At 60.0% G+C, this 21,042-nt stretch carries 22 protein-coding genes; 8 read left to right on the top strand and 14 right to left on the bottom strand.

Translation table 11 applies throughout. The features are described 5' to 3' along the window. Positions 1-5 precede the first annotated feature (5 nt). The 8 genes from rseP to rpsB form a co-directional block, all read right to left on the bottom strand. Positions 6-1,355, bottom strand: a complete 1,350-nt coding sequence (gene rseP / locus DET50_RS14290; RefSeq protein WP_113863508.1) for an RIP metalloprotease RseP — start codon at positions 1,353-1,355, stop codon at positions 6-8. Positions 1,356-1,404: 49 nt separating this feature from the next. After that, positions 1,405-2,589 carry a 1-deoxy-D-xylulose-5-phosphate reductoisomerase gene (ispC, locus tag DET50_RS14285; protein ID WP_113863507.1) on the bottom strand — a complete coding sequence of 395 codons (1,185 nt, stop codon included), beginning with the start codon at positions 2,587-2,589 and terminating at the stop codon, positions 1,405-1,407. Between the two features lie 2 nt (positions 2,590-2,591). Beyond that, the gene (locus DET50_RS14280; RefSeq protein WP_113863506.1) at positions 2,592-3,431 is read right to left on the bottom strand and encodes a phosphatidate cytidylyltransferase; all 840 of its coding nucleotides are present in this window, start codon (positions 3,429-3,431) and stop codon (positions 2,592-2,594) included. Between the two features lie 22 nt (positions 3,432-3,453). Next, positions 3,454-4,224 carry a polyprenyl diphosphate synthase gene (gene uppS, locus DET50_RS14275; protein WP_113863505.1) on the bottom strand — a complete coding sequence of 257 codons (771 nt, stop codon included), beginning with the start codon at positions 4,222-4,224 and terminating at the stop codon, positions 3,454-3,456. 66 nt (positions 4,225-4,290) lie between these two features. Beyond that, positions 4,291-4,848, bottom strand: a complete 558-nt coding sequence (frr, locus tag DET50_RS14270) for a ribosome recycling factor (RefSeq protein WP_113863504.1) — start codon at positions 4,846-4,848, stop codon at positions 4,291-4,293. A 67-nt stretch (positions 4,849-4,915) separates the two neighbouring features. Continuing rightward, entirely contained in the window at positions 4,916-5,644 is a 729-nt protein-coding gene (gene pyrH / locus DET50_RS14265) for a UMP kinase (protein WP_113863503.1), read from the bottom strand. Between the two features lie 178 nt (positions 5,645-5,822). Continuing rightward, positions 5,823-6,692: a translation elongation factor Ts gene (tsf, locus tag DET50_RS14260; RefSeq protein WP_113863502.1), complete on the bottom strand. Its 870-nt coding sequence runs from the start codon at positions 6,690-6,692 to the stop codon at positions 5,823-5,825. 93 nt (positions 6,693-6,785) lie between these two features. After that, positions 6,786-7,538 (bottom strand): 30S ribosomal protein S2, encoded by a 753-nt coding sequence (rpsB, locus tag DET50_RS14255; RefSeq protein WP_113863501.1) that lies wholly within the window; start codon positions 7,536-7,538, stop codon positions 6,786-6,788. A gap of 251 nt (positions 7,539-7,789) precedes the next feature. On the opposite strand from rpsB, the gene map reads away from it, so the two are divergent. From map to dapE, 6 genes are all read left to right on the top strand, one after another. Further along, a complete protein-coding gene (gene map, locus DET50_RS14250; protein WP_092004316.1) occupies positions 7,790-8,560 on the top strand; it encodes a type I methionyl aminopeptidase in 771 nt (256 codons plus the stop codon). Continuing rightward, complete coding sequence (locus tag DET50_RS14245) at positions 8,561-11,206, top strand: [protein-PII] uridylyltransferase (RefSeq protein ID WP_113863500.1); 2,646 nt, start codon at positions 8,561-8,563, stop codon at positions 11,204-11,206. After that, complete coding sequence (gene dapC / locus DET50_RS14240) at positions 11,203-12,402, top strand: succinyldiaminopimelate transaminase (RefSeq protein WP_113863499.1); 1,200 nt, start codon at positions 11,203-11,205, stop codon at positions 12,400-12,402. The genes DET50_RS14245 and dapC overlap by 4 nt, the downstream gene beginning before the upstream one ends. A gap of 162 nt (positions 12,403-12,564) precedes the next feature. Next, the gene (locus DET50_RS14235; RefSeq protein WP_113863498.1) at positions 12,565-12,915 is read left to right on the top strand and encodes an ArsC family reductase; all 351 of its coding nucleotides are present in this window, start codon (positions 12,565-12,567) and stop codon (positions 12,913-12,915) included. A gap of 206 nt (positions 12,916-13,121) precedes the next feature. Then, a complete protein-coding gene (gene dapD, locus DET50_RS14230) occupies positions 13,122-14,150 on the top strand; it encodes a 2,3,4,5-tetrahydropyridine-2,6-dicarboxylate N-succinyltransferase (protein WP_113863497.1) in 1,029 nt (342 codons plus the stop codon). Between the two features lie 293 nt (positions 14,151-14,443). Further along, complete coding sequence (gene dapE / locus DET50_RS14225) at positions 14,444-15,574, top strand: succinyl-diaminopimelate desuccinylase (protein WP_113863496.1); 1,131 nt, start codon at positions 14,444-14,446, stop codon at positions 15,572-15,574. Between the two features lie 237 nt (positions 15,575-15,811). Here dapE and DET50_RS14220 read toward each other — a convergent pair whose 3' ends face one another. Beyond that, positions 15,812-16,030: a SlyX family protein gene (locus DET50_RS14220; RefSeq protein ID WP_113863495.1), complete on the bottom strand. Its 219-nt coding sequence runs from the start codon at positions 16,028-16,030 to the stop codon at positions 15,812-15,814. A gap of 161 nt (positions 16,031-16,191) precedes the next feature. Here DET50_RS14220 and DET50_RS19750 point away from each other — a divergent pair, with 161 nt between their 5' ends. Continuing rightward, a complete protein-coding gene (locus tag DET50_RS19750) occupies positions 16,192-16,719 on the top strand; it encodes a cold-shock protein (RefSeq protein WP_113863494.1) in 528 nt (175 codons plus the stop codon). A gap of 48 nt (positions 16,720-16,767) precedes the next feature. Here the strand turns inward: DET50_RS19750 and DET50_RS14210 are convergent, their stop codons facing one another. The 3 genes from DET50_RS14210 to DET50_RS14200 form a co-directional block, all read right to left on the bottom strand. After that, positions 16,768-17,142, bottom strand: coding sequence for a hypothetical protein (locus tag DET50_RS14210; RefSeq protein WP_113863493.1), 375 nt, complete (start codon positions 17,140-17,142; stop codon positions 16,768-16,770). Beyond that, on the bottom strand, positions 17,114-18,538 hold the full coding sequence (locus tag DET50_RS14205) for a Clp protease N-terminal domain-containing protein (RefSeq protein WP_113863492.1): 1,425 nt from the start codon (positions 18,536-18,538) through the stop codon (positions 17,114-17,116). The genes DET50_RS14210 and DET50_RS14205 overlap by 29 nt, the downstream gene beginning before the upstream one ends. 64 nt (positions 18,539-18,602) lie before the next feature. Next, positions 18,603-19,043 carry a VOC family protein gene (locus DET50_RS14200; protein WP_113863491.1) on the bottom strand — a complete coding sequence of 147 codons (441 nt, stop codon included), beginning with the start codon at positions 19,041-19,043 and terminating at the stop codon, positions 18,603-18,605. 64 nt (positions 19,044-19,107) lie between these two features. On the opposite strand from DET50_RS14200, the gene DET50_RS14195 reads away from it, so the two are divergent. After that, positions 19,108-20,004 carry a DUF1853 family protein gene (locus DET50_RS14195; protein WP_113863490.1) on the top strand — a complete coding sequence of 299 codons (897 nt, stop codon included), beginning with the start codon at positions 19,108-19,110 and terminating at the stop codon, positions 20,002-20,004. 9 nt (positions 20,005-20,013) lie between these two features. Here DET50_RS14195 and DET50_RS14190 read toward each other — a convergent pair whose 3' ends face one another. After that, on the bottom strand, positions 20,014-20,592 hold the full coding sequence (locus tag DET50_RS14190; protein ID WP_113863489.1) for an ATPase: 579 nt from the start codon (positions 20,590-20,592) through the stop codon (positions 20,014-20,016). Beyond that, positions 20,576-20,989, bottom strand: a complete 414-nt coding sequence (locus tag DET50_RS14185) for a TA system antitoxin ParD family protein (protein ID WP_113863488.1) — start codon at positions 20,987-20,989, stop codon at positions 20,576-20,578. Before DET50_RS14185 ends, DET50_RS14190 begins: the two co-directional genes overlap by 17 nt. Between the last annotated feature and the right edge of the window lie 53 nt (positions 20,990-21,042).

The following is a 21,042-nucleotide window of genomic DNA, read 5'->3' as shown; positions in this document are numbered from 1 at the left end:
AATTCTCACAACCGCATCAGGTCGTTGTAAAGAGCAAACACCATTAAAGTCAGGATCAATGCCATACCAATCCGTAATCCGATGGCCTGAACATGCTCCGAAACGGGCTTCCGGCGGATCGCCTCGATGGTGTAATACACGATATGGCCACCATCCAGAACCGGGATCGGCAAGAGGTTCAGTACGCCAAGACTGACACTCAGATAGGCCAGGAATCGGACAAAATCTTCGAACCCGGAGCTCACACTCGCCTCGGCAACCCGGGCAATGGTGATGGGGCCACTAAGATTGGTGGGCGACAGTAATCCGGTTACCATCTTCTTGATGGCGACCAGGGTCAGCCGTGTATCGGACCAGGTTTCGCCGATGGCCTGGGGTATCGCCGCCAGGGGGCCATAACTGATCTCGCGAAGTACCTCGTCCGGCCAGGATACCTGCTGCACACCCACGCCGACAAAGCCGATCACTTCCCCGGTCTCGAGGGTGCGCTCGCCCGGGGTAACTTCGAAGGTTCTCTCGGTACCGTCGCGCAGCACGGTGATTTCCAGGGTTCGCTCCGGCGCATTGCGCACGAGCTCCACGAGAGCCTGCCAGCCTGATACCGGCTCGCCATCGACGCTCAGCACCTTGTCTCCGGTCTGAAGGCCTGCGATATCACCGCGGCCGCCTTCGGCAATCTGGCCCAGCACGGCGGGGATCTCCGGGCGCCAGGGGGTAATACCGAATTCACCGATGGGATCCGGGGCATCGTCGCTGAGAGACCATCCATCCAGCTCACCACTGACGGTTCCCCGGGCGCCGTCATCGGAAACCTCGAGCGTTACCTCGCCCTGCTCCCCCGTCCGTTCCAGCAGGCGCATGCTGATGTCGCGCCAGGAGGTTACCTGGTGGCCGTCCACCGCATGGATCTCCATGCCTTCCTGCAGGCCCGCCCGATCCGCGACGCTGCCCTGGGCTACGTCCCCGACGATGGGCGCGACAGCGGTTACCCCCACCACACTTATCACCCAGTAGGCGAAAATGGCAAAAAGGAAATTGGCAATGGGCCCGGCCGAGGCAATGGCGATCCGCTTCGCCGGGGACTTGGACATGAATTCCTGGTCCTTCAATTCTTCGGGAACCGGGCCTTCGCGTTCGTCGAGCATCTTGACGTAACCGCCCAGGGGAATGGCGGCGACGGCGAACTCGGTGCCGTGGCGGTCATACCAGGAGAACAGGGGCTTGCCGAAGCCCACGGAGAAGCGCAGAACCTTCACCCCACAGCGCCGGGCAACCCAGAAGTGGCCGTATTCGTGCAGGGTGACAAGGATGCCCAGGGTCAGCGCCAGGGCCAGAATGGTCTCAATGATCTGCATAGCGTTCCCGGTTAGTGAGTCAAGCCAGGCAGCAAAACCGCCGACGATTTCAGACAGTCAGCAGGCCGATCTGTTCCCTGGCGTGCCGACGGGCCTCGGCGTCCTTGGCGAAGATGGTCTCAAAGCTGTCTGCCGGCACCACCTCGGTGGCCGCCAGTGTCCGCTCTATAATAACGGGGATATCGGCAAAACACAGTGTTCCTTCCAGAAATGCCGCCACAGCGATCTCGTTGGCGGCATTCAGAGCGGCCGGAGCCGTGCCACCAGCCACGAAGGCTTCCGCGGCCAGGCGCAGGCAGGGGAAGCGCACCAGATCCGGCCGTTCGAAGTGAAAGCGGCCAATGGCAAACAGGTCCAGGGGCGCGACACCGGCGTCAATCCGCTCGGGCCAGGCCAGACCGTTAGCGATGGGCGTGCGCATGTCCGGGCTGCCGAGCTGGGCCAGCACCGAGCCGTCCGCGTACTCCACCATGGAGTGAATGATGCTCTCCGGATGTACATGTACCTCGATGTTTGCCGGCGTGGTGTTGAACAGCCAGCAGGCCTCGATCAACTCCAGGCCCTTGTTCATCAGGGTTGCTGAATCCACGGAGATTTTCTGGCCCATGGACCAGTTGGGGTGGGCACAGGCCTCGGCCGGGGAAACACAGCGTAGCTGCTCCACGGTATGGGTTCGGAACGGGCCGCCGGAGGCGGTCAACAGGATCCGGGTGATACCGGCGCCCCGGGGGTCACGAACCTTGTCCGCCGGCATGCACTGGAAAATAGCGTTGTGCTCGGAATCGATGGGCAACAGTTCCGCACCGGATTCGGCCACGGCGTCCATGAACAGCTGGCCGGACATCACCAGGGCTTCCTTGTTGGCCAGCAGCACACGTTTGCCGGCACGAACTGCGGCAAGAGTCGGCGGCAGCCCGGCAGCGCCAACGATGGCGGCCATCACGGTGTCTGCTTCCGGTGCCGAAGCTACCTCACAAAGCCCTTCCTCGCCGGCCAGTACGCGGATTTCCGGCAGGTCGGCAAGCAATTCTTTCAGCGTTTCCGCCGCCTCGGTGCTAGCCATGACCGCCACCGCAGGTCGGAATTCCCGGCACAGAACCGCCAGTTCCTTCGCCCGGGTGCCGGCTGTCAGCGCATACACGGAGAACCGCTCCGGGTGGCGCCGGATGACATCCAGGGTGCTCAGTCCGATGGAACCGGTGGCTCCGAGAAGGGTGACGGTACGCTGTGCCATGGTTACCAGTGCCCGGTGGTCAGCCAGCCGAGCTGGGTGATGATCAGTGCGAAGACGGGAATGGCGGCGGTCAGACTATCGATCCGATCCATGATACCACCGTGCCCGGGCAACAGCTGGCTGCTGTCCTTGATCCCACGGAAGCGCTTGAGCATGCTTTCAAGCAGATCGCCGAGCACGGACACCAGGCCGGTGAACAGGCTGGCTGCGACCAGTAACAGGGTTTCCGTGAGGCTGGCTGAGGCCAGGCTGCTGACAATAACGGCGAAGACACCGACCGCGGTCAGACCACCCCAGACACCCGCCCAGGATTTGCCCGGACTGACGCGGGGTGCCAGCTTGGCCTTGCCGAATGCACGCCCGGCAAAGTAGGCACCGATATCCGCCACCCAGACCACACAGAATACATACAGGATGACCCATAGATTATTGGCTACGTCCCCGAACTGGAAGCCGCCGGTGCGCAAGTGATTCAGGCCCACCCAGGCGGGTACCAGCACGAACAGCCCCATCACCGCACGCATGGGAAGACTGCCCCAACGGTCGGAACCCTGTGGGTAGCTGCGAACAAGCAGGAAACAAATGACCCACCAGGCCAGGGCCAGCCACAGCACCAGCACAGCTGGTACGTTCAGCAGGCCGTAGAGAATCGCCGCTGTTACCGCGGCGTAGGCCACGCGGCCGCCCTGCCCTTCAATTCCGGACATATTGGCCCATTCCCAGGCGCCAATGGTAATCACGGCGCCGGTGAACAGTGCGAATCCCAGGGGAGGAAGAAAGAAGATACCGCCAATGGCGATGGGAGCCAGGATCAGGGCTGTAATAATTCGGGTCTTGAGCACGGTCGGAATCGCTTATGCATCATTATTGTTGTGCGGCCTTGGCCGCGATCTGGTCGTCCGTCTGACCAAATCGGCGCTGCCGTCCGGCATAGGCCTCCAGTGCCTTACCCATCTCTTCGTGTTTGAAGTCGGGCCAGAATACCGGGGAGAAATAGAATTCGGTGTAGGCAAGGTGCCAGAGCAGGAAATTGCTGATCCGTTGCTCACCGGCGGTGCGGATCATCAGGTCAGGCATCGGCAGGTCACCGATGCTCAGGTGCTGCTGGATCATGTCATCGGTGATGTCTGACGGCGCCAGCTCACCGGCACGAACCTTCTCGGCCACCTTCCGGGTCGCCTGGGTGATGTCCCAGTGCCCGCCGTAGTTGGCAGCAACGACCAGGGTCATCTGCGTGTTATTGCGGGTCAGCTCCTCGGCCTTGTCCATGTGCTCCCGGAGCACCGGGCTGAAGGCAGAGCGATCGCCGATGATGCGCAACCGGATGTTGTTCCGGTGCAGCTTGCGGACCTCCCGCTCCAGGGCGATCAGGAACAACCGCATCAGCGCGGAGACCTCGTCTTTTGGCCGGCGCCAGTTCTCGCTGGAGAACGCGAACAGGGTGAGTACCTCGACGCCCTCGCGGGCACAGGTCTCAACCACGGCCTTGACTGCATTCACGCCGGCCTTGTGGCCCGCCACTCCTGTCAGCCGATGGGCTTTCGCCCACCGGTTATTACCGTCCATGATAATGGCCACATGCCGGGGCCGGCTGTCCGCCGACACCGGAATTTCCGCGGTTACATTTCCCGTCATGAAATCCCCTGCGCGGTCCGGGTCAGTTCTCCGGACCGTCTGTGTACTTTTGAGAACCGCGACGGATCAGACCGCCATCAGGTCCTCTTCTTTGCTCTTGAGCATTTTCTCGACTTCGGCGATGTACTTATCCGTCAGCTTCTGGATCTCGTCCTCACCACGGCGCTCGTCGTCCTCGGTGATTTCCTTCTCCTTCAACAGTTCCTTGATCATGTTGTTGGCGTCACGCCGGGCATTACGGATGGAGACCCGACCATGCTCGGCATCAGCCTTGGCCTGCTTGACCATCTCCCGACGGGTTTCCTCGGTGAGCATGGGCATGGGCACACGGATCACATCGCCGCTGGTGGCCGGGTTCAGGCCCAGATCGGAGGTCATGATCGCTTTCTCGATGGTCGGCACCAGGTTCTTCTCCCAGGGGGAGACAGTCAGGGTGCGGTTGTCTTCCACATTGACGCTGGCCACCTGCTTGAGCGGCGTTTCCTGGCCATAGTAGTTAACCATCACGCTGTCCAGGATTGCCGGGTGGGCGCGGCCAGTCCGGATCTTGTTGAACGCCGAGTGCAGAGCCTCGAGGCTCTTCTTCATTTTCTTCTCGGCTTCTGCTTTGATGTCGTTAATCACTTCAGCATCCTCAATTCGTCAGGTCATTCCGTGAGCCGACCCTTATCTGGCGGGACGGCTTACCGTGTTATTCGATCAGTGTACCTTCTTTTTCGCCGGTCACGATGCGTGTCAGCACACCCGGGCGGTTCATGTTGAACACCCGCAGCGGGATACCGTGATCCCGCGCCAGGACGATAGCCGTCAGATCCATCACGCCCAGCTTCTTGTCCAGCACCTCATCATAGGTGAGGTGATCGTACTTTTCCGCGGTCGGATCCAGGTTGGGGTCCGCCGAGTACACACCATCCACTTTGGTTGCCTTCAGGACCGCATCCGCCTCAATTTCGATTCCGCGCAGGCAGGCGGCCGAATCGGTGGTAAAGAACGGGTTACCGGTACCGGCACTGAAGATCACCACATCGCCTTCTTTCAGATCACGCACCGCACGGCGGCGATCATAATGCTCCACGATACCACTCATGGGGATGGCCGACATGACGCGGGTGCGGATGTTGGAACGCTCCAGGGCGTCCCGCATGGCCAGACCGTTCATCACAGTGGCCAGCATGCCCATGTGGTCTCCGGTGACCCGGTCCAGACCTGCCGCGTTCAGGGCTGCGCCACGGAACAGGTTACCGCCGCCGATCACCAGGCCAACCTGAACGCCGATGCCGATGAGGGCGCCGATTTCCAGGGCCATGCGATCAAGAACTTTGGGATCAATACCGAAATCATGGTCGCCCATCAGGGCTTCGCCACTGAGCTTGAGCAGAACACGCTTGTATCTGGGCTGGTTTTTCGAAGATGTCGGCATGGTGATCCCCTTTTCGTCTGATGGCTATCCGCATAAACGGTTTTCAGGCTTGTATCTGACATACTCCTCAAAAAAGGGGTATCTCAGATACAAGCCCGCCACGAGAGCCGGGCTTCCCCAACTAACGTGGCAGACTCAGGTTGGTGCCGGAGACCAGCCCCGGCACCGTCAGGAAGGATCAGGCCTTGCCAGTACCGGCTGCAGCAGCAACCTCGGCAGCAAAGTCGACTTCTTCCTTCTCGATGCCCTCACCCACTTCCAGGCGAACAAAGCCAACCAGCTCGGCGCCGGCAGACTTGATCAGCTCGCCCACAGTCTGGTCCGGGTTCTTGACGAACGGCTGCTCAACCAGGCTGTTCTCGGCCAGGAACTTCTTGATACGGCCGCCCATCATCTTCTCGACGATTTCAGCAGGCTTGCCTTCCATATCCGGCTGGGCCTTGATGATATCCTTTTCTTTTTCCAGCTCTTCTTCCGGCATATCTTCCGGCTTGCCTACACGCGGGTTAACCGCGGCAGCGTGCATGGCGATGTCACGGGCAACTTCCGGATCACCGGCAGTCAGAGCGACAACGGATGCGATCTTGTTGTTGCTGTGAACGTAGCCGCCAACAACCGGGCCTTCTACCTTCACGATGCGACGAACAGTGATGTTCTCGCCGATCTTCTGAACCAGCGCCTCGCGCTTGGCTTCCAGATCCCCTTCCATCAGCTTGGCAACGTCGGTCTCGCCTTTTTCGAAGGCAACTTCCAGAACGTCGTTGGCGAACGCCATGAAGTTGTCATCACGAGCAACGAAGTCGGTCTCGGAGTTCACTTCCAGGATGTAGGCAACGGTGTTGTCGTCGGAGATCTTGATCAGGGAAACACCTTCGGCAGCGGTACGGCCAGCCTTCTTGGCAGCCTTCAGGCCGGAAGACTTGCGCAGCTCTTCGATCGCAGCTTCAACACTGCCATCAGCCTCAACCAGTGCCTTCTTGCACTCCATCATGCCAAGACCGGTGCGCTCGCGCAGCTCTTTGACCATTGCAGCGGTAATTGCAGCCATGTTCAATCCTCTTAAATAGTCCGAATTCGGTGGGGAGGTATGCCCGGATAAACAGGCGGGCATACCTTACATCTCAAACGTGAAACTTACGCGTCACTCGGCGGCCGGAGCGGCGCCTTCCGCGTCTTCGCTGACTTCTACGAACTCGTCAGCGCCTGCGCCGGCAGACTGGGCTGCTTCGAGGCAGGTGTCGGCAACAGCCTTCACGTAGATCTGGATGGCGCGGATGGCGTCATCGTTACCCGGGATCACGTAATCAACGCCGTCCGGATCGCTGTTGGTATCAACCACACCGATCACGGGGATGCCCAGCTTGTTGGCTTCCTTGATGGCGATACGCTCGTGGTCCACGTCGATCACGAACATGGCGTCCGGCAGGCCGCCCATGTCCTTGATACCACCGATGGAACGCTCCAGGCGGTCCATTTCACGGGTACGGTCCAGGGCTTCTTTCTTGGTCAGCTTGTCGAAAGTACCGTCCTGGCTCTGGGTTTCCAGGTCACGGTAGCGACGGATGGACTGACGAATGGTCTTGTAGTTGGTCAGCATACCACCCAACCAGCGGTGGTTTACGTACGGCTGACCGGCACGCTGAGCTTCTTCCTTGATGATCTTGGCGGCGGAACGCTTGGTACCGACGAACAGGATCTTGTTCTTGTTCTCTGCCAGCTGCTGAACGACCTTCAGCGCTTCTTCCATGGCAGGAACAGTCTGCTCGAGGTTGATGATATGAATCTTGTTGCGGGCACCGAAGATGTACTTGGACATTTTCGGGTTCCAGTAACGGGTCTGGTGACCGAAGTGAGCACCTGCCTTGAGCAGGTCACGCATATTTACCTGAGCCATGATATTTACCTTTTAGCTTCGGGTTAGGCCTCCACGCGTCCGATTGACCCAACCAGCTCCTGTATAAACAGAAGAAGGCACCCTGGGACAACGTGCCGACACGTGTGTGAATTTGCCGGATTCGTTTCCGGCGGGCGCGTTTATACCATAAATCGGCCTTACAACGCCATTAATTTTGCCAAGAAGCTTCCTTGTACGCAGCTTCCCGCACCCTTAAAATGCTGGTTTGGTTCAAATCAACAGGAAGCCCGATGCAGGTATCGATAAAGACCCCGGAAGAAATCGAGAAAATGCGCGTAGCCGGCCGTCTGGCGGCGGAAGTTCTGGAAATGATCGACGAGCATATCAAGCCCGGCGTTTCCACCGAGGAACTCGATCGCATTTGCCACGACTATATCGTGAACGTTCAGAAGGCCATTCCCGCGCCTCTCAATTATAAGGGGTTTCCGAAGTCCATCTGCACGTCGGTCAACCATGTGATCTGTCACGGCATTCCGTCCGAAAAGAAAATCCTGAAGGACGGCGATATCCTTAACATCGATGTCACCGTGATCAAGGACGAATACCATGGCGACACCAGCAAGATGTGGATCGTGGGCAAGCCCAAGCCCGGCACCGAGCGCCTGATCCGGATTACCCAGGAGTGCCTATATAAAGGTATTGAACTGGTGAAGCCCGGAACCCGCCTCGGCGATATCGGCAACGTGATCCAGAAGCACGCCGAAAAGCACCACTATTCGGTGGTCCGGGATTACTGCGGCCATGGTATCGGCAAGGTGTTCCACGAAGAGCCTCAGGTGATGCATTACGGCAAGCCGGGCACCGGCCTGGAACTGCAGGAAGGCATGACCTTCACCATCGAGCCGATGATCAACCAGGGCAAGTACCAGACCAAGCTGCTGCCGGACGGCTGGACCGTGGTCACAAAGGACCACAAGCTGTCCGCCCAGTGGGAACACACCATCCTCGTGACCGCCGATGGCCACGAGATTCTGACCAAACGATCGGAAGAGTCCTTCTAAGTGGACCGAAACGACCTGGAACACCGCATCAGCAAAGATCCCTCCCCGGTTTCCGCGGCAAGGGAATTGTTAAAGGAAAGGTATACCGCTGATGCCAAGGCGTTTCGACAGGGCGCGGATGTCCGGGCCCTCGTCCATTCCAGGGCGGATACGATCGATACGGTTCTCAGACTGATCTGGAACCGTTACCCCTTTGCCAGCTCCGAGGACATCGCGCTCATTGCCGTTGGCGGCTATGGGCGCGGTGAGCTGCATCCCCATTCCGACATCGACCTGCTGATCCTGACCCGCGACGGCATCCGGGAGGAATGGCAGGACGACCTCGGCGCCTTCGTGACCCTGCTCTGGGATCTGAAGCTGGATATCGGCCACAGTGTCCGCAGCATCGAAGAAAGCATGGCCGCGGCCCGGGAGGATGTCACCATCCTCACCAACCTGCTGGAAACCCGGACCATCGCCGGCCCGGACAGTCTTCGGTACTATCTGAGCGAACAGGTCTACTCGGATGATGTCAGCACCGATCGCGACTATTTTATTGCCAAGCGCGAGGAACAGCAGGAGCGCCACAAGAAATATGGCGATACCGAATACAACCTGGAGCCCAACCTCAAGGGCTCACCCGGTGCCCTGCGCGACATCCAGACCATCGGCTGGATCACCAAGCGCCATTTCGGCCTGCAGAACATTGCCGACCTGACCCGCTTCAGCATCCTGACCGAAGAGGAACACCAGATCCTCTACCAGGGCGAGACCCTGCTCTGGCAGCTGCGCTATGGCCTGCAGCTGCTGGCGGACCGGAACGAGAACCGCCTGTTATTCGACCACCAGCGCGCCCTGGCCGAGATGCTCGGTTACCGGGACGAAGGCAAGCGCCTGGGCGTCGAGCTGATGATGCAGTCCTACTACCGTACCGTACTGGCCCTGGCCGAGCTCACCGACGTGATCCTGCAGTACTATGACGAGGCCATCCTCGGTGCAGGTGACGAGGACGACATCCAGCCCCTGAACAAGCGGTTCCAGATCCGCAACCGCTATATAGAAGCGGTAAACAACCAGGTGTTCGCCTACGCGCCCTACGCCATCATGGAAATCTTCGTGCTGATGGCCCAGCATCCGGAGATCAAGGGCATCCGCGCGACCACCATCCGCTCCCTGCGGGCACACCGGCACCTGATCGACGACGCCTTCCGCACGGACCTGGCGGTGACCACCCTGTTTATGGAACTGCTGCGCACCCCCCACGATCTGGACCAGACCCTGGGTGCCATGAAGAAGTACAACGTGCTGGGGCGTTACCTTCCGGAATTCGGCCAGATCATCGGCCAGATGCAGCACGACCTGTTCCACATCTACACGGTGGACGCCCATACCATGCGGGTCATCCGCAACATGGTGCACCTGAACCGGGCCGAGACCCGGTCGGACTACCCCCTGGCCTCGCGGCTGATCCACCATCTGCCGAAGCTCGAGACGCTCTATATCGCCGGCCTCTACCATGACATCGCCAAGGGCCGCGGCGGTGACCATTCCGAACTGGGTGCGGTGGATGCTGCGGCGTTCTGCGAGCGGCACCACCTGAGCGAGCGGGACACCCAGTTGGTGTCCTGGCTGGTGGAGAATCACCTGTTGATGTCCATGACCGCCCAGCGCAAGGACATCTCGGACCCGCAGATCATCCATGCCTTCGCCAAGGCCGTACCCAGCCAGGCGCACCTGGATTACCTTTACATCATGACGGTGTGTGACATCAGCGCCACCAACCCGAAACTGTGGAACACCTGGCGTGCTTCCCTGCTCAGGCAGCTGTACATCGAAGCCAAACGGGCCCTGCGCCGGGGCACGGAAACCCCGGTAGACCGGCAGGAATGGGTGCGCGCCACCCAGTCCGAAGCCCGGGAGATCCTGCATGCCCAGAACATGTCAGACGAGCAGATCGACCGCGTCTGGGATACCGTGGATGAAGACTATTTCCTCCAGGATTCCACGGTGGATATTGCCTGGCAGACCGCGGCGATCATTCGCCACGGTGATAACCCGGACCCGCTGATCCTGATCCGGGACACCCGGGGCGGGCCCACCGAAGGCTACTCCCAGATCATCATCTATATGAAAGACCGGGTGGCGCTGTTCGCCGCGACAACGGCGGTGCTGGAGCAACTGAACCTAAACATCGTCGACGCCCGCATCAGCTCCGGCGAGGGGCCGTTCTCGATCAGCTCCTACGTGGTTCTGGACGAACAGGGTAAGCCCCTGGGCGTGGACCCGGCCCGCAAGGAGCGCGTTCGCAAGCGCCTGATCGAGGAGCTGGACGATCCCGAGGACTATCCGGACATCATCCATCGCCGCACGCCCCGGCAACTCAAGCACTTCGCCTTCCCCACCGAAGTGACCTTCTCCAATGACACAATCAACCAGCGCACGGTGATGGAAGTGATCACCCCGGACCGCCCGGGCCTGCTGGCCCGTATTGGTCAGGTCTTGCTGGAGCACCGTGTCCGCCTGAGTAACGCCAAGATCGCGACCCTGGGCGAGCGGGTTGAGGACGTGTTCTTTGTTACCGACGAGCACGGCGATCCGCTGAGCGATGCCACGAAATGCCAGGCCCTTCAGGACGCCCTCTGTAAAATGCTGGACGATATTCAATGAACCAGAATCTTGACCGATTACACCCCTATCCTTTTGAAAAGCTGGCCAAGCTGAAGGCCGGCATCAGCGTGCCCGAGCACCTGGAGCCGATCTCCCTGGGGATTGGTGAACCCAAGCACCCTTCGCCGGAATTCGTGAAGCAGGGGATCGCCGACAACCTGGACAAGCTGGCGAACTATCCCACCACCAAGGGCACGGATGAACTGAGGCAGGCCATCGCCGACTGGGCCACCCGGCGCTTCAAGCTCTCGGCCGGCTCGCTCGATCCGGCGGCCAACGTGGTGCCGGTGAACGGCACCCGTGAGGCGATCTTCGCCTTGGTCCAGGCGGTGATCGACACCCGTAAGCCGGCCAAGGTGGTGAGCCCGAACCCGTTCTACCAGATCTATGAAGGCGCGGCCTTCCTCGCCGGCGCGGATCCGGTGTACCTGGCCTGTGATGCCAGCAACGGCTTCATCCCGGATTTTGATGCAGTGCCGGAACGCGTCTGGGAAGACTGCCAGTTGCTGTTCCTGTGCTCCCCCGGCAACCCCAGCGGCGCGGTGATTCCACGGGAGACCCTGGCCAGGGTGATCGAACTGGCCGACCGGCACGACTTCCTCATCGCCTCTGACGAGTGTTACTCGGAACTCTACCCGGACGAGAGCAACCCGCCCGAAGGCCTGCTGCAAACCTGCGCGGCGCTGGGCCGGGATGACTTCAAACGCTGCATCGTGTTCCACAGCCTGTCCAAACGCAGCAACCTGCCGGGCCTGCGCTCCGGCTTCGTGGCCGGCGATGCAGACGTGCTCAAGGGCTACCTGAAATACCGCACCTACCACGGCTGCGCCATGCCCATCCACAACCAGCTGGCCAGCATCGCCGCCTGGAACGATGAAGATCACGTGCGCGAGAACCGCGCGGCCTACCGGGCCAAGTTCGAGGCCGTGGTACCCATCCTGCGGGAAGTCATGAACGTCGACTTCCCCGACGCCGGCTTCTACCTCTGGCCGGAAACCCCGCTGGACGACGAAACCTTCGCCCGCGAACTCTCCGCCCAGCAGAACGTCCACGTCCTCCCCGGCCGCTACCTATCCCGCACCGTCGACGGCCACAACCCCGGCGAAAACCGCGTGCGCATGGCGCTGGTGGCGCCGCTGGAGGAGTGTGTTGAGGCTGCCCGGCGAATTGTTGAGTTTGTTAAGGCGAACGGCTGAACCTCAGGGGTCTGAAGAAAGCCTTCTTCTGACCCCGTTTTCAGCATTAAGTTGGGGTCAGATGAACAAAGTTCATCAGACCCCTGAGGTTAAAAAGGCGCGAACTCCGGGGTCTGAAGAACGCTTTCTTCTGACCCCATTTTCAAGTTTAAGGCACTAAAGATGAAACTCTACGGCATCAAAAACTGCGACACCGTCAAAAAAGCCCGAAAATGGCTCGACGACCAGGGCATCTCCTACGAGTTCCACGACTTCAAAAAAGACGGCCTGAGCAGCGAGAAACTCAGAGAATGGGAACAAGCCATCGGCTGGGAGACCCTGCTCAACCGCCGCGGCACCACCTGGCGCAAACTTCCGGACGACGTTCGTGATAACATTAGCGCCCAATCCGCCCACGACATCATGCTCGAAAACCCGTCCATTATTAAGCGGCCGGTGGTGGAGCGTGACGGCGAGGTTTTTGTTGGTTTCAAGGCCGACGAGTGGGCAGAGAAAGGAATTGGGAGAATTTGATGAAGGTGGGGTCAGATGAACAAGTTCATCAGACCCCGTTTTCAGAGCAGGCTCGGGAGTATTGGTGAGGATAAAGTTGGGGTCTGATGAACGCTTTCATCTGACCCCGTCTTCAGATCCACCACCAAGTTGAGATCTAAAAAGGGGTCAGAAGAAAGCGTTCTTCTGACCCCATGTTCAAATTTAAAAACAGGAGCAACCACCAGATGAGTTTTGCATTCGGTATCGGCATCGGCACCCAGAACAACCAGGGCGAGTGGCTGGAGGTTTACTACCAGCAGCCGATCATGACCCCCGACAAGGCGCTGATCGACGTGGTTGAAAGCGCGCTCGATTACCAGGGCGGCAACCAGGCCATCGAGGCCAGCGCGGAGCAGCTGCACCAGTTCGCCAACGGCCTGCGCCAGCTTGGCCAGACCGACCAGGCCACCCTGGCCGAGAAAGCAGCCCAGAGCAAGCGCCCGGTCGTGGTCACCGTCCTGGCCAGCGACGACACCGCCTCCAGCACCCCCGAGGTGTACCTCAAGCTGCACCTGATCTCCCACCGCCTGGCCAAGCCCCACGGTGTGAAGCTGGATGGTATTTTCGGCCTGCTACCGAACCTGGCGTGGACCAACGAAGGCGCCATCGATCTGAACGAACTGGCCGACCGCCAGCTGCAGGCCCGTATTGAAGGCCGCACTCTGGAAGTGAAGTCGGTGGACAAGTTCCCGCAGATGACCGACTACGTGGTACCCAAGGGTGTCCGTATTGCCGACACCGCCCGCGTACGCCTCGGCGCCTACGTAGGCGAAGGCACCACCGTGATGCACGAGGGCTTCATCAACTTCAACGCCGGCACCGAAGGCACCTCCATGATCGAGGGCCGGATTTCCGCAGGCGTGATGATCGGCAAGGGCTCCGATCTCGGCGGCGGCTGCTCCACCATGGGCACCCTCTCCGGCGGCGGCAACATCATCATCTCAGTGGGCGAGAACTGCCTGCTCGGCGCCAACGCCGGCATCGGCATCCCCCTGGGTGATCGCTGCACTGTGGAAGCCGGCCTGTACATCACCTCCGGCACCAAAGTCGCTCTGCTGGACGACAACAATGAGCTCGTGGAAGTGATCAAAGCCCGCGACCTGGCCAGCAAACCGGACCTCCTGTTCCGCCGTAACAGCCAGACCGGTGCGGTTGAGTGCAAGACCAACAAGACCGCTATTGAGCTGAACGAAGAGCTGCACGCGAATAACTGATAGCGCGAAGAGTGCCGCCAAGAAGGGGTCAGAAGAAGGATTTCTTCAGACCCCGGAGTTGGACCGCACCCCAGGGGTCTGATGAACTTGTTCATCTGACCCCGAGTTAAGTTGAGAATGGGGTCAGAAGAAGGCTTTCTTCAGACCCCTGAGTTAGACCGCACCCCAGGGGTCTGATGAACTTTGTTCATCTGACCCCGAGTTAAGTTGAGAATGGGGTCAGAAGAAGGCTTTCTTCAGACCCCTGAGTTAGATCTGCCCCCGACGCCACTTACACCTAACAAGGTCAAGCAATGAGCACATCGCCCACCCTGGAACTCGCCATGGATCTTATTCGCCGCCAATCGGTCACTCCGGATGACGCCGGCTGCCAGGAGCTGATGATGTCCCGGCTGGCGCCGCTGGGATTCGATGGTGAGAACCTGCGTTTCGGCGATACCGACAATCTCTGGGCTCGCAAGGGCTCCGACGGCCCGGTGCTGGCCTTTGCCGGTCACACCGATGTGGTCCCGACCGGCCCGGAGAAGAACTGGGCGCATCCGCCGTTCGATCCGGTCATCAAGGAAGGCTACCTCTATGGCCGCGGCGCGGCGGACATGAAAGGCAGCTTGGCGGCGTTCATTACTGCCTGCGAGCGGTTCGTGAAGGCGCATCCCGATCACCGAGGCTCCATCGCCCTGCTCATCACCAGCGATGAGGAAGGCCCCGCTCAGCATGGCACCGTCAAGGTGGTTGAGACCCTGGAAGCCCGCAACGAGAAGATCGACTGGTGCCTGATCGGCGAGCCATCCAGTACTCATGAGGTCGGCGATGTGATCAAGAACGGCCGCCGTGGCTCACTCCATGGCTACCTGACCGTGCATGGCATCCAGGGCCATGTCGCTTACCCGCACCTGGCGGAGAATCCGGTGCATTCCGTTGCGCCGGCACTGGACGCCCTGGCCAACGAGTTCTGGGATAACGGCAACGACTTCTTCCCGCCCACCACCTTCCAGATCACCAAGATCGAAGCGGGAACCGGCAGCAACATCATCCCCGGCGAATGCCTCGTGCACTTCAATTTCCGGTACTGCACCGAGAACACCGCAGAGAGCCTGGAAGAGCGCGTGGTTGCCATCCTGGACCGCCACAAGCTGAAGTACGACCTGCAATGGCACCTGAGCGGCCGTCCCTTCCTGACCGACAAGGGCGCACTGGTCTCCGCCAGCCAGGACGCCATCCGCACCGTCACCGGCCGCGAAACCGAACTCTCCACCTCCGGCGGCACCTCCGACGGTCGCTTCATCGCCCCCACCGGCGCCCAAGTCGTGGAGCTCGGCCCTATCAACGCGACCATTCACAAGGTTGATGAGTGCGTGAGGGCGGAGGATCTGGATACCTTATCGGAGATTTATGAGCAGATTCTGGTGGAGTTGCTGGCGTAAGAGCGCAAACGGCGGAGTTTGACGGGAAGATGGGGGCATACCCCAGGGGTCTGATGAAAGCCTTCATCTGACCCCGAGTTAAGTTGAAGATGGGGTCAGAAGAAGGAATTCTTCAGACCCCTGAGCTGGATTCGGGATTGAAAATGGGGTCAGATGGAAAGCCGAAGGCTTTTCATCAGACCCCTGGGGCAAAAGAGCGGTCAGACGAAGACTTTCTTCTGACCCCTTCCTGGCTCATCAATAATGCGGAGGCGGTGTCTCCTGATCCTCCGGCTTGATGTTCGAAGGCGACACGTCCTTCAGCTGCTTGTGCAGCAACCGTTTTGCCTCCCACAGCTCCCGGATATCCATTTCCTGCTTGGCCACCTGCTCACTCAGGGTGTTGATCACTTCATCCTGAAAGGCGATTCGCATTTCGAGTTCGTCGAGTCGGGCTTCGAGGTCTTTCTGTGTCATCGGTTTGGTCAGCGCTCGGGATTATCTGGTAATATGCCGCTTTTCTCCGCCAGCCTCCCCTTATTTCCGGGATCTGGCGGTTTTCACCGGCCGGATGCGTGAGTTTACCTGATATCCGGTTCTTTATCGTTAGCGTTACAAAAATGGAGAAGTTACCTTCAATGCGTAATCCAGCCAAAGCGATCCTTGTCGCTGTTCTGATCGCGATTCCCGCACCATTGATCCTGGCGTTTATTCTGACTGCCACCCCCGAGCCACTGCGCCTGATTGCTGCCGGCGAAGTCATTGAAGCTCTCGGAAGCAACCGGGGCATTGCTGCTTACATCATTACCCTGGTTCTGTTTGGCATCGCCGGCTTCCTGGCCGTGGCACTCTCTGCCAAGCAACAGGCTGCACAGAGCAATGCCCGCCGCGCACCGTCCCGTCCCCAGCGTAACAACGACGAGGACGAAGGCGATTTCGATGACAGCACCCCGGAAGGCGACGAAGAAGGCACCGTGAAGTGGTTCAACGTCAAGAAAGGGTTCGGTTTTATCGTCCGTGATTCCGGCGATGAGGTCTTTGTCCATTTCCGTGCGATCCGTGGCCGCGGCCGCCGGGTCCTGCGCCAGGGCCAGCTGGTTCGCTTCAACGTGGTTGAGGCTGACAAAGGCCTTCAGGCGGACAATGTGTCTATCCTGAGCGACTGAGCACCAAGCCCCAGCCAACGAAAAAGGCAGCCTTCGCGGCTGCCTTTTTTAATTCCAGACCACCTTCTGTTCCCCCCGACTGTCCAGCCGCCACCACTTTTCGTCCTCGACCGGCTGACCTTCCTGCCAGTCACCCGGACTGCAACGGATCTCGGTGTCCATTGCCCGCCAGGCACTTCGAGCGCAATCCAGGTCAGTACCCCAAGGCAACTCTTCCCCTTCGAGCACCAAGGATGTGAAGCGTTTTCCAAAGGCTCCCGGGTACAGGGTAATGCGCACTGATGCGCCCTCGTAAAAGGCAGTGCCTTTGATAACCGAGGACACATCGGTGTCGTCCAGGGCGAGGTCGTCAACGTTGGCCTCAAGCCACTCCGATACCTGGTTCGGTGCCAGGTCACGAATGTAGATTTCCAGATCCTGCACTCGCGGAATCTCCATGCTGTTGATCACAATGCAGCACATAGTGAACCGGGCCGGGGCCCGCTGCAACCCACTGTTCCAGCTCACGTCGCAAATCTTCGACAGAAAGTCGCCGCAGGGTGCCGGCGGCCTCCCGTTCCCGCCAGGCAACTTCGGCGGCAGCCTGCTGGAGTTCGATGCTCTGAAGGGATTGCTCAAGCGCTTCCACCGGCTCCTGCCGGGCCATGGCAACCAGCCCCTGCCGCCTCAGGGTATCCGCCTGCCCGGCCAGCGCCGCCGCCTCCGCGGGTCCTCTTCTTGCAAACAGGCTCAACCGGGCCGCCGCGCGCCCGACCCACTCGAGCATGCCGCCGGGGGTGCTTACACAACGGCTTCGACTGGATGCAACATAACCTACAACCGAATGGGGTAACTGGATATTCCACTGCTTTTCGATCGCTGACTGGTGGGCGGTCAGGATGGCTTTTCGCTGAGTTTGACTGGCATAGGGCATATCGTAGGCATCGAGGCGACGACCCAGCCGGTGTTGAAGGATCTTGACCGCTGGTGCCTCATCAGGCCCCTCAGGACCAAGCAACAACACCGGGCCAGACCAGCTGGCAAGCAGTTCTGAAGTCACCGTCCCCGGCGCGTCCATCAACGCCAGGAGATCGGACGGCGACACGTTGTCCAACACCAGTAATGGCCAGTCCCGGGCATGCGCCCCTTCATCGTCATCCGCTTCGCTCACCGGTATGACGGGAAGATCACTGGCCATCAGCTCGGCCTCACGGCGCAGATCGATCTCGACATAGTCTCGCTCGAGCACCGGCAGCAGGAATTGCAGCCAGCTGGACTTGCCTGATCCCCGAAGCCCACGTACCCAGACCAGAGCCCGGCAACAGGCCGCCACGGTCACCGCGACATCTTCTGCCAACTCAATCCACTCAGGGTCGGTGATCGCAATCGGTGCGCGAGTATCTGTGGTCACATCTCCCGGGGGCGCCAGCTCCGCCAGCTCGGGCCATCTGGGAACCTGTTCCAGAAGGGCCACATAGGCTTTGCCATCGAGCCGCTCTGCGCGTCTTGCCAAGGTATCGAGCAGGTGGGGCCAATCCAGCCAGGGCACCGTGAAAGCCTCCCGGGCGCTTGCCAGCCAGTAGATCAGCTGCGAGGACAACAGCCCCTCCCCGCCCACTTCGGTGACGATCGGCTGCTCACACTGGATGGTGCGGATCAGTTCGTCCAGATCGACGCCGCAGCCACGCAGATACCGTGTGATCGACGGATCGGTGTCCAGCAGCGCGAGCAGGAAATCTTCGACAGTGATGGCCGCGCCGCCTCGCCCGCTGACGTTGTCCCGGGCCCGCAGCAACGCGGTCTGACATTGGGGATCAAGGCATCCTTGCCAGTCTTCCATTCAACTTCTCCCTGTTGTGTTGGCATCATCCTGATGCTGTTCCGTAGTCTGTTCGAGGGCAGTTTTACCAGGTACCGGTGTTCTCCATGCTGGCCCAGGGCTCTTTAGGAGGCAGCGCCTCGCCTTTCTGGAGCAGCTCGATGGAGATGTTGTCGGGAGTCCGGATAAACGCCATGTAGCCATCCCGGGGCGGGCGATTGATGGTCACACCGTTGGCCTGAAGCTTCTCGCACACGGCGTAGATGTCATCCACCCGATAGGCCAGGTGACCGAAATTGCGGCCGCCGGTGTACTCTTCCGGATCCCAGTTGTAGGTCAGCTCGATCATCGGCGCACGGTCTTCCCGGGCCCGCGCCTCGTCTTCCGGTGCCGCCAGAAACACCAGGGTGAACCGGCCTTTCTCGCTGCTCTTCCGGTTGATCTCGACCATGCCCAGCAGGTCGCAGAAGAAATGCAGCGTCTCGTCCAGGTCACTCACCCGGATCATGGTGTGGAGGTATTGCATACGCGCTCCTTGTCGAATAATGGTCGTCTTACCGCTTGAACACAGTTTACGGTATCCTTGGCCAATGGACGACATCAGCATCGGCGATATCCCCTACGCCCTCCGCAGCCCCGCCGTCAGGCATCTGGCGTGGCTTTGCCATACGCCCCAGCTGCTGAGCTCACCACTCTCTTTTGAGCCCGCTCGCTACCTGCCACCCAATCATCTGGAAAAACTCAGGGCATGGGATCATGATCTGCAGGCTGCGCCGGCCTTGCTTCGGGAACCGCCCCAGCGCCGGCTGGGCTTCTATTTCGAGCGTCTGTACCAGGTTCTGTTGGAGGATCTGCTTGGCTGGGAAATCCTCCTGAAAAACCAGCAGATCCAGTACAACGGTCGTACCATTGGCGAGCTGGACTTTGTGGTGCACAACCGAACCGATGACCGGATCGAGCATCACGAAATCGCGGTGAAATACTACCTCGGCGTGCCAGGGACCGATCATCCCACACTCTGGTACGGCCCCAATGCCCGCGACCGGCTGGACCTCAAAACCAATAACCTGATCCGACACCAGAGCCGACGGACCCACCAGCCGGAAACCCGGGCCCTGTTGGAGCAACTCGACATCAGCGGCCCCCTCACCGCGCGGATTTTCATGCCGGGCTATCTGTTCTATCCCGATGGCAACTCGATATCGGCACCCGACTATGTGCCGGACAATCACCTGCGGGGCAGCTGGCTTTACCTCTCGAAGGCCAGGGCAAGAGACACGTCCTGCTGGGTACCGCTTCACAAGCCCCACTGGATAGGCCCCTGGCTACAGGAAGAGCCGCCCGCTCCGGAGACCACCCTCGAAGCGCTCGAACGCATTGAGCATCATGCCGTCCCCGCACTCTTTGCCGTGCTGGAGAGCGACGCTTACAGCGGGATCTGGCGGGAAACAGACCGGATCTTCGTGGTGCCTGAAAACTGGCCCTAGTCTTCGCTCTCAGGAATCGATCAGGCTCCTGGCCCACGTTGGCAGTTCCTCTTTATAGACCCGCCATGCCCCGTTCTCCCATGCCGCCACACGCACAAACGGTTGATCCAGGCTGGAGTTGTCCACCAGGTGCAGCTCATCCGCCAGCCCAATACACTGGCGAAGATTGGCCAGGGTGCGGGGGATCCGACGCTCTATCTTGGTCTCGGGCACGTTATGGCCGCCAGTTTGTACCCGGGAGGCAACACGCGCCTTGTTGAGGTTGACCTGGTCCAGATGGAAATAAAACAGACGGATGCGGAAGCCCGCAGCCTTGGCAGCGCCGACGAAATCCACTTTGGACGGGTGAGAAAACACCGTTTCAAAACAGAAGCTCTGGCGCTCTTCCAACAGCCGGAGCCGCTCCTTTTCGGCAATCAGCGCCGCTTCGTAACTGTGCTTTTCGGGGTAATCCGGCCACAGGGTACGGGCGATCCTGTCAGCGTTGACGAACGGGATATTGCGACGGGCCAGAAACCGCTCATAGAAAGTCGATTTGCCGGCGCCGTTGCCACCCACCAGCAACCAGAGCTCAGGCTGCGTCGTCACGGTCACTCAGCGCTTCAAAGCGTCCATTGCGAAACTGTCCTACCTCCCGGGTGCCGTCCGGATGGATGGCTTCGAGATACCCCGGCTTTTCCGCAGAAGACTGGTACACCGTCCGCCCACGGGCAATAGACCGACCAAGCTCGCCACTCTCCCGCGCCTGATCAACCTCGGCCCAAAGATCATCACTGCTCACCGGTTCTGCCGTCACAGGCTCAACCGACACCTTCCGGATACCCTGCAAAATGGCAATCAGATCCTCCGCACTCACCTCCCCGGCAACTGCGCGACCAATCTCGGCCCAGTACTCAATCTGCTTCGGCGTAGAACGCCTATGAACCTGCCCCTCGGCAGCGGCGTGACGAACCAAGTTGTCATCAAGACGAATCGCGGTGGTCATGGCGAACTCCCCTATTACGCATATATTTACCAGACTACCATGCTTGTTGCAGT

Origin of the sequence: Marinobacter pelagius (genome assembly GCF_003315345.1) — a bacterium.
Classification (GTDB): domain Bacteria; phylum Pseudomonadota; class Gammaproteobacteria; order Pseudomonadales; family Oleiphilaceae; genus Marinobacter; species Marinobacter pelagius_A.
The sequence above is the reverse complement of the archived record's forward strand: the minus strand, read 5'-3'. Positions and strand labels throughout refer to the sequence as shown.